The 8,086-nt window shown below is 62.6% G+C and carries 8 protein-coding genes; 4 read left to right on the top strand and 4 right to left on the bottom strand.

Features of this window, described 5'->3' with window-relative positions; all coding sequences use genetic code 11:
* Window positions 1-109: 109 nt before the first annotated feature.
* Window positions 110-988 (bottom strand): LysR family transcriptional regulator, encoded by an 879-nt coding sequence (locus QMX88_RS22380; protein WP_282372424.1) that lies wholly within the window; start codon window positions 986-988, stop codon window positions 110-112.
* 89 nt (window positions 989-1,077) lie between these two features.
* Here QMX88_RS22380 and QMX88_RS22385 point away from each other — a divergent pair, with 89 nt between their 5' ends.
* The gene (locus QMX88_RS22385) at window positions 1,078-1,788 is read left to right on the top strand and encodes a CTP synthase C-terminal region-related (seleno)protein (RefSeq protein ID WP_282372414.1); all 711 of its coding nucleotides are present in this window, start codon (window positions 1,078-1,080) and stop codon (window positions 1,786-1,788) included.
* A 4-nt stretch (window positions 1,789-1,792) separates the two neighbouring features.
* Window positions 1,793-2,119, top strand: a complete 327-nt coding sequence (locus QMX88_RS22390) for an antibiotic biosynthesis monooxygenase family protein (protein ID WP_282372425.1) — start codon at window positions 1,793-1,795, stop codon at window positions 2,117-2,119.
* A 157-nt stretch (window positions 2,120-2,276) separates the two neighbouring features.
* Here QMX88_RS22390 and QMX88_RS22395 read toward each other — a convergent pair whose 3' ends face one another.
* The 3 genes from QMX88_RS22395 to QMX88_RS22405 all read right to left on the bottom strand — a co-directional run bounded on the left by QMX88_RS22395 (window position 2,277) and on the right by QMX88_RS22405 (window position 5,357).
* Window positions 2,277-3,695 (bottom strand): short-chain fatty acid transporter, encoded by a 1,419-nt coding sequence (locus QMX88_RS22395; protein ID WP_282372415.1) that lies wholly within the window; start codon window positions 3,693-3,695, stop codon window positions 2,277-2,279.
* Window positions 3,696-3,915: 220 nt separating this feature from the next.
* Entirely contained in the window at window positions 3,916-4,572 is a 657-nt protein-coding gene (locus QMX88_RS22400; protein ID WP_192174022.1) for a CoA transferase subunit B, read from the bottom strand.
* An 83-nt stretch (window positions 4,573-4,655) separates the two neighbouring features.
* On the bottom strand, window positions 4,656-5,357 hold the full coding sequence (locus QMX88_RS22405; protein WP_037013408.1) for a CoA transferase subunit A: 702 nt from the start codon (window positions 5,355-5,357) through the stop codon (window positions 4,656-4,658).
* Window positions 5,358-5,487: 130 nt separating this feature from the next.
* Between QMX88_RS22405 and QMX88_RS22410 the strand changes: the two genes are divergently transcribed.
* On the top strand, window positions 5,488-6,411 hold the full coding sequence (locus QMX88_RS22410) for a LysR family transcriptional regulator (RefSeq protein ID WP_282372420.1): 924 nt from the start codon (window positions 5,488-5,490) through the stop codon (window positions 6,409-6,411).
* A 153-nt stretch (window positions 6,412-6,564) separates the two neighbouring features.
* On the top strand, window positions 6,565-7,935 hold the full coding sequence (locus QMX88_RS22415) for a GntT/GntP/DsdX family permease (RefSeq protein ID WP_282372421.1): 1,371 nt from the start codon (window positions 6,565-6,567) through the stop codon (window positions 7,933-7,935).
* Window positions 7,936-8,086: the final 151 nt, after the last annotated feature.

The following is an 8,086-nucleotide window of genomic DNA, read 5'->3' on the forward strand; positions in this document are numbered from 1 at the left end:
CTTGCTCGCGAAGGCTGCCTTCCATCCGCGAGTGATCTAGCGGATGTACCGGCCCCTTCGTGAGCAAGCTACCTCCCACAGGTTTTGTATCGAAGGGGCGAGACGCTTTTTACAGCTCAATCGCCTTGGTCAGCTCGCTGAACAACGCCGACACCGAGCGCAGCGCCCGGCAATCTGGCCGGGTCAGCAGCCACAGCCCGGTGTCATGCCCTGCGAGCGGCTCGCTCAAAGGCTGAACTTCGCTGTCCCGAACCATGAAATCCGGCAGCGCTGCCACGCCCATGCCTGCGCGCACCAGTTGGGCGACGGCAAGCATGGAGCTGCAGCGGTAAGCGAGGTTAACGCCGGGCAGATGCTGCCGGCGCCACATCACGGTGGGGTGGTCGGGGAGGAAATCGTCGGGGGCGATCCAGTCCATGTCGTCGAGGGCCCGATCACCGCAGCGTCGCGCGTAGGCCTCGCTCGAACAGACCCGATATCCGACCGTGCCCAGGCGAGTGCCGACCAGATGCTCGGGCGGCGTGTTGGTCAGACGCAGGGCAATGTCGGCGTCGCGGCGGCTCAGGTTGGCAAAGGTGCTGGACGTGTTCAGTTCCAGGCGCAGGCCCGGGTAGTCCGGCATGAAGCGGCTCAAGGCGGGAAGCAACAGGCTTTGCAGGACGGCTTCGGTGCAGGTCAGGCGCACAGTGCCGCTGACGACTTGCCGGCCCTGCTCGAGACTCAACTGCGCGAGGGCCAGCGCGTTTTCGGCACTCTCCGCCTGTTGGGCGAGCGCCAGTGCTGCGCTGGTCGGTACGTAGCCGGCGCGGCTCTTGTCGAAGAGCGTTGTGCCCACCGCCTTCTCCATCCGCCGCACCGCGCGGAACACCGTCGAGACATCAACCTTCAGCAGATCGGCGGCCTTGGCCAGCGTCCGCCCCCGCACCAGCGCGAGGATGAGGGTGAGGTCGGCATGGTTGATTCGATAGTGCGCAGCTGCATTGATCACTTGCCCGGACGCCCATTCTGATTGCAGGGCCACAAGCTTATAGTCGCCTCCGGACCTCACGCAAAGCGTTTTGATATCAGGGAGCACACATGACTCAGCGGCAGAACATCCGGATTGCATTGGTAGGTGACTACGACCCAAGCGTGCCGGCACATCAGGCCATACCCGTGGCGCTGGACAGGGTGGCGAACGAAACGGGGCTTAGCGTGCAGGCCACATGGGTGCCGACGACGGATGTTCGGCACGGCGTGAGCTTGCAGGCGTTCGAGGGCATCTGGTGCGTGCCGGCCAGCCCTTATCGCGACATGAGCGGCGCGCTGACGGCGATTCGCTTCGCCCGGGAGCGGCAGGTTCCTTTTCTCGGGACGTGCGGCGGCTTTCAGCATGCGTTGCTGGAGTACGCGCGCAATCACCTGGGCTGGGCCGATGCCGAGCATGCCGAGACCGCGCCGGAATCGGAGAACGCAATCATCACGCCCTTGAGTTGCTCGCTGGTCGAGGCCTTCGCACCGATTCGCCTGCGCCCGGGTTCGCGAATTGCCACCGCGTACGGCGCACTGGAAACTCATGAGCGCTACCGCTGCCGCTACGGTTTGCGCAAGGAACTGGAGGCCGACGTGTTTGCCGGGCCGCTGAAAGTATCGGGCCATGACGAAGACGACGAGGTCCGCGCGATGGAACTCGACGGTCATCCGTTCTTCGTCGCGACGTTGTTTCAACCGGAACGCGCCGCGCTGGAGGGCAGCACCCCGCCGCTGGTGGAGGCGTTTGTGCTGGCCTGCGCGGCGGGGTTGATTTGACATGATGATGGCAAACACCTTTGGCGTGCCGTATTACGCAGTGATCTTCACTTCAATCCGCACTGAGCTCGACGCTCAGGAATATGACGACGCCGCCCGGCGGATGCTTGAATTCGTTCGTCAGCAGCCGGGGTTCCTCGGCGTGGAATCGGCACGCAGCGACGATGGGCTGGGGATCACCGTGTCTTACTGGGCGAACGAAGCAGCGATCCTGGCCTGGAAGGAACATCCGCAACACCGGGAAATCCGCGAGCGCGGCCGTTCTACGTGGTATCGGCGGTGCACTACGCGGGTTTCCAGGGTGGAGCGGGAATACAGCTTCGCAAAGTAACCGCGTACACGCCGTGGGATTGGCGGTGACCTCGACTGTAGGACCGGCTTCAGCCGGGAAGGGGCCGGTGTTGGCGCCATCAGTCTCGTGGTGTGACCGTTGACGCCTTCCCGGCTAAAGCCGGTCCTACATTCACCCGCCGGCGTTATTCACTCAATCAAGGCATGACCGGTGGGATGTACGCCAACGTCGTGCCCAGCACCCACAACAGCAACAACACCAGCGGCGTGTGCACCAACAGCTGCACGAACGAGAAGCCGATCAAATCCCGTGCCTTCAGGCCGAGCACGCCCAGCAGCGGCAGCATGTAAAACGGGTTGATCAGGTTCGGCAGGGCTTCGGCGGCGTTGTAGATCTGCACCGCCCAGCCGAGGTGGTATTTGAGATCGTTGGCGACCTGCATCACGTACGGCGCTTCGATGATCCACTTGCCGCCGCCGGACGGAATGAAGAACCCGAGAATCGCCGAGTACACGCCCATCAGCAGCGCATAGGTGTCGTGGGACGCGATGCTGGTGAAGAACGTCGAGATGTGGTGCGCGACCGTTTGCGCGTCACCGCCCTTGACGGTTGTCAGCAGCGCGGCAATCGAGCCGTACAACGGAAACTGGATCAGCACGCCGGTGGTGGTCGGCACGGCGCGAGCCACGGCATCGAGGAAACTGCGCGGACGCCAGTGCAGCAGCGCGCCGACCATGATGAACAGGAAGTTGTAGGTGTTCAGGCCGGAAATCGCGGTGATCGCGGGCTTGGTGCTGAACTCGTTGTACAACCAGCCGGACGCCAGCGCGACCATCAGGATGATCAGCAGCGGGCTGTATTCCAGCCATTCGCCCGGGCGAGTACGCGGCGGCAGCGGTGGCAGGCTAAAACTCGGGTCAATGCCGCATTCCTTGGCATCGCGGGCGTTGGCCGGGCCGGGCGCTGTGGCGTAGGCGACGATGATCGAGACCACCACCAGGGCCAGAAGCATCACGCCGGACTGCCAGAGGAAGATCGTCTGGGTGAACGGAATCACCCCGGTGATCGCCAGGATCGACGGCGGCAGGCTGGCCGGGTTGGCTTGCAACTGCGCGGCGGACGACGACAGGCCCAAGGCCCACACCGCGCCCAGACCCAGATAAGCCGCGGCACCGGCGGCGCGGTAATCCATTTTCAGATCGGTACGCCGGGCGAGGGCCCGCACCAGCAAACCACCGAAAACCAGCGACAGTCCCCAGTTGAGCAAGGAGGCCACCATGCTGATCAGCGCGACCCAGGCCACGGCCGAGCGGCCGTTTTTCGGGATGCGCGCCAGGCGGTCGATCAGTTTGACCGCCGGTGGCGAACTGGCGACGACATAGCCGCCGATGACCACGAAGGCCATTTGCATGGTGAAGGGGATCAGGCTCCAGAAACCGTCACCGAAGGCTTTGGCGGTGTCCGCGGGTTTGGCGCCGATGACCAGCGTGGCAAGTGTGACGATGACCACGGCCAGGGCGGCGAACACCCACGAGTCCGGGAACCAGCGTTCCGCCCATTTGGCGCAACGCAGGGCAAAGCGGGCGGAGCGGCTTTCTTCGATGTCGGCGGCCACGTTTATTACCTCTTGGAGTTATTGTTCAGGTTTTTTGGACGGCAGTTTCAAGTGTTGGCGGTGACGCGAAAAAAGCACCGGCTCAGATACAGCAAAGCCCCTTCATCGCTGAAGGGGCAGGGCGGTCTGACCAAAGGTGCGGGTGTGGCAAACGCTTACGCTGTGGCGAAAACGTGCGGCATGACGCGGATCCTGCAGAACCGCGGCGTTGCCGGGTCCATCAGAACGTCATTTCGACCACGTCATCCGGCACGATCAATTTGCCGGCGGTCTTGGCGATGATTTCATCGACGGTCACGCCCGGTGCGGTTTCGCGCAGCACGAAGGCGCCGTTTTCGATCTCCAGATAAGCAAGGTCGGTCAGCACTTTCTTGATGCAGCCGGCGCCGGTCAGCGGCAGGCTGCAGCGTGAGAGCAACTTGGATTCGCCGTCCTTGGACGCGTGGGTCATGGTGACGATGATGTTGTCGGCGCCGGCCACCAGATCCATCGCGCCGCCCATGCCCTTGACCAGCTTGCCGGGGATCATCCACGAGGCGATGTTGCCTTCGACGTCCACTTCGAACGCGCCCAGCACGGTCAGGTCAACGTGGCCGCCACGAATCATGGCGAAGGACTCGGCCGAGGAGAAAATCGACGCGCCCTTGCGCGCCGTCACGGTCTGTTTGCCGGCGTTGATCATGTCGGCGTCGATGGTTTCTTCGGTGGGAAAGGCGCCCATGCCGAGCAGGCCGTTTTCCGATTGCAGCATTACGTCGATGCCGTCCGGGACGTAGTTGGCGACCAGGGTCGGAATGCCGATGCCCAGGTTTACGTAGAAGCCGTCTTGCAGTTCGCGCGCAACGCGCTGTGCCATTTGTTCGCGGGAGAGTGCCATGGTCTTGGGTCTCTTTTATTCTGTCCGGCTCGTGGGACGCCGGAGATACAAAGGGGGAAAGCGGTTCGAGTACGACGCTGATGTCAGGCTTTTCTGACGGTTCGCTGCTCGATGCGCTTCTCGAACGTGCCCAGAATCACGCGATCGACATAGATGCCGGGGGTGTGGATTTCGGTGGGCAACAGCACGCCGGGCTCGACGATTTCTTCGACCTCCACCACGGTGATCTTGCCGGCCGTGGCCACCACCGGATTGAAGTTCTGCGCGGTGTGACGGTAGACCACATTGCCGAAGTGGTCGGCCTTCCAGCCTTTGACGATGGCGAAGTCGCCGGTGATGGCTTCTTCGAGAATCACGTTGCGGCCGTTGAACTGACGGGTCTCCTTGCCTTCTGCGACGGGTGTGCCGTAACCGGTGGCGGTATAGAACGCGGGAATGCCCGCGCCGCCAGCGCGCATTTTTTCGGCCAGGGTGCCCTGGGGGGTGAGTTCGACCTCCAGCTCGCCGCTGAGCAACTGGCGCTCGAACAGGGCGTTTTCACCGACGTAGGACGCGACCATTTTGCGGATCTGCCGGTCCTCAAGGAGGATGCCCAGGCCGAAGCCGTCAACGCCGCAGTTGTTGGAAACCACTGTCAGGCCCTTCACGCCCATGCGTTTGATTTCAGCGATGAGGTTTTCAGGGATGCCGCACAGTCCGAAGCCGCCCGACAGCACGGTCATGTTGTCGGTCAGCCCGGCAAGGGCTTCAGCGTAGGTTGCCACGCGTTTGTCGAGTCCAGCCATGGTGAGATCCCGCCTTATTTGTAGTTGTGTCCGACAATCTAAGCATCGGAGAGCGTTGGGCGCATCTTCTCTCGCAAGCACTGATTTGTTAATTTTATTTTTTTGATCGATTGATAAGTAATCCAAATATATGAATGTGAAGCAGCTTCGGGCGTTTCTGGCAGTGGCGCAGTGCTTGAGTTTCGCTCAGGCCGGTGAACGACTGCATCTATCGCAACCGGCGTTGAGCCTGACCATCAAGGCGCTGGAGGAAGACCTGGGCGGACAATTGCTGACCCGCACCACGCGCAACGTCAGCCTGACGCCCGAGGGCGAGGCCTTGCTGCCGCTGGCCCGGCAGTTGCTCGCCGACTGGGACAACACCGAAGAGCTGCTGCGCCAGCGTTTCACCCTGCAAATGGGCAAAGTCTCGGTGGCGGCGATGCCGTCCTACGCAGGCAATCTGCTGCCGATCGCGCTGAAGGTGTTTCGCGAGCGCTACCCACGGGTGAACGTGGCGGTGCACGACGTGATCAACGAGCAGGTGGTGGAAATGGTCGGGCATCGGCGCGTGGAGCTGGGCATTGGTTTCGAACCTGAAACTGGCACCCACCTGATTTTTACGCCGTTCTACATGGACCGCTTCGTCGCCGTGGTGCCGAAGGATTCGCCGTTGGCCGCGCGCAGCGAGGTGAGTTGGGACGAGCTGCTGCGTCACGACTTCATCACCCTGCAGCGCCCGTCCGCCGTGCGCTTGTTGCTGGAGCAGGACCTGCAGAGCCAGCACGGCAAACTGTCGGTGGCGTTTGAAAGCCATCAGCTGTCGACGGTGGGCCGCATGGTCGCCAACGGCCTGGGCGTCAGCGCGGTGCCGTCGCTGTGCATCGCGCAGATGGAAGAGCTCGGCGCTCGCTGCATTGCCCTGGAAGGCCCGCGCATCGAGCGTCGTATTGGCTTGATGACCCAGGCGGACCACCAATTGTCAGCCGCCGCCCAGGGGTTGCGCGAGGTGCTGATCGAATGCGCAGGTGACTCAAATGCCGCTTCAGGGAGCAAGCTTGCTCCCACAGGGTGATATCGCGTTCCAGGTGGGAGACCGGTGGCGAAACGGCCAGATCCTGTGAAAATTTAACTGCGACGCAATGCCGCATCCGGTATGGTTCGGCCGGCTGAAACATATTGTTTCAATCCGTCCTGAAATAAAAACCGACCGATAAGGGGTTCCGCGTTGGATCTGTCATCTGCTGCCTGGGTGTTTCATGACACTCGCCTGATCATCTGCTGCCTGATCGCCATTGCCACCATCATCGTGCTGATCAGCGCGACCAAGCTCCCGCCGTTTCTGTCGATTCTGGTGGGCACATTCATCGCAGGGATAGGTGCGGGGTTGCCAGCGGAGGCAGTGGCGAAGGCGTTCAGCAAGGGCGCGGGCGGGATTCTCGGTGAGGCCGGAATCATCATTGCCCTCGGTGCCATGCTCGGTGCGCTGATGGCCGAGTCCGGCGCGGCGGATCGCATTGCCTCGACGTTGCTGGGGCTGGGCAAGGGCAAAGCCCTGCCGTGGGTCATGGCCCTGGTGGCCATGGTCATCGGCCTGCCGCTGTTCTTCGAAGTGGGTCTGGTGATGATGGTGCCGATCATCTTCGTCATGGCCCGCCAGTCGAATCAGCCGCTGCTGAAAATCGCCATTCCGGCGCTGGCCGGCATGACCACGCTGCATGCGCTGATGCCGCCGCACCCGGGACCGCTGATCGCCGTTAGCGCCTTGCACGCGGATCTGGGCCTGACCATGTTGCTGGGTTTCTGCGTGGCGGTGCCGGCGGTGATTCTGGCCGGTCCTCTGTACGGCAACTGGCTGTCAAAGCGCATGCACATTGAGGAACCGGCAGAGCTGGGCGAGCTGTTCTCGGCCAAACCCAGCACCTCCCGCCAACCGAGCTTCGGTATCTCGTTGCTGATCATTCTGCTACCGGTGATTCTGATGCTCGGCAGCACCTTGGCGAAAATCGCTATGGAGCCGGAGAGCAACATTGCGCTGACGCTGAAATTCCTCGGTGAGCCGCTGGTGGCGTTGGGCATCGCGGTGCTGGCGGCGACGGTGTGTCTGGGCTGGGCCAACGGTATCTCCCGCGAGCAGGTGGGCGGCACGCTGCGTAAGAGCCTGGCGCCGATTGCCGTGTTGCTGTTGACCATCGGTGCGGGCGGCGGCCTGAAGCAAACGTTGCTGGACGCGGGCGTCAGCCAGACCATCAGCAAAGTGGCCGAAGGCGCACACATGCCGTACCTGCTGCTGGCGTGGCTGATTGCGGTCGCGCTGCGTCAGGCCACCGGTTCGGCCACCGTCGCGACGACTACCACGGCGGGCATTCTTGCGCCGATGATGGCCGGGCTGGCGCCGGTGGAAGCCTCACTGGTGGCGTTGGTGATCGGGGCGGGCTCGGTGTTCTTCTGCCACGTCAACGACGCAGGGTTCTGGATGGTCCGCGAATACTTCGGCCTGCAACTGAAGCAGACGATTTGGGTGTGGTCGGTGCTGCAGACGATTGTCTCGGTGGTCGGGCTGATCGGGACGTCGCTGTTGTGGCACTTTTTGGTCTGACCATTTCCGAGAGCCAAGGCTGAAACCCTGTGGGAGTGAGCAGCCTCACAGAATGGTATTGGCCAAGAAATTGATGGCGGTCATGCGGGCCTCTTCCCGGCTGAAGCCGGTCCTACAGTGGTTACGCGGGGTCTGTAGGACCGGCTTCAGC

Source organism: Pseudomonas sp. PS02290, assembly GCF_029960075.1.
Classification (GTDB): Bacteria; Pseudomonadota; Gammaproteobacteria; order Pseudomonadales; family Pseudomonadaceae; genus Aquipseudomonas.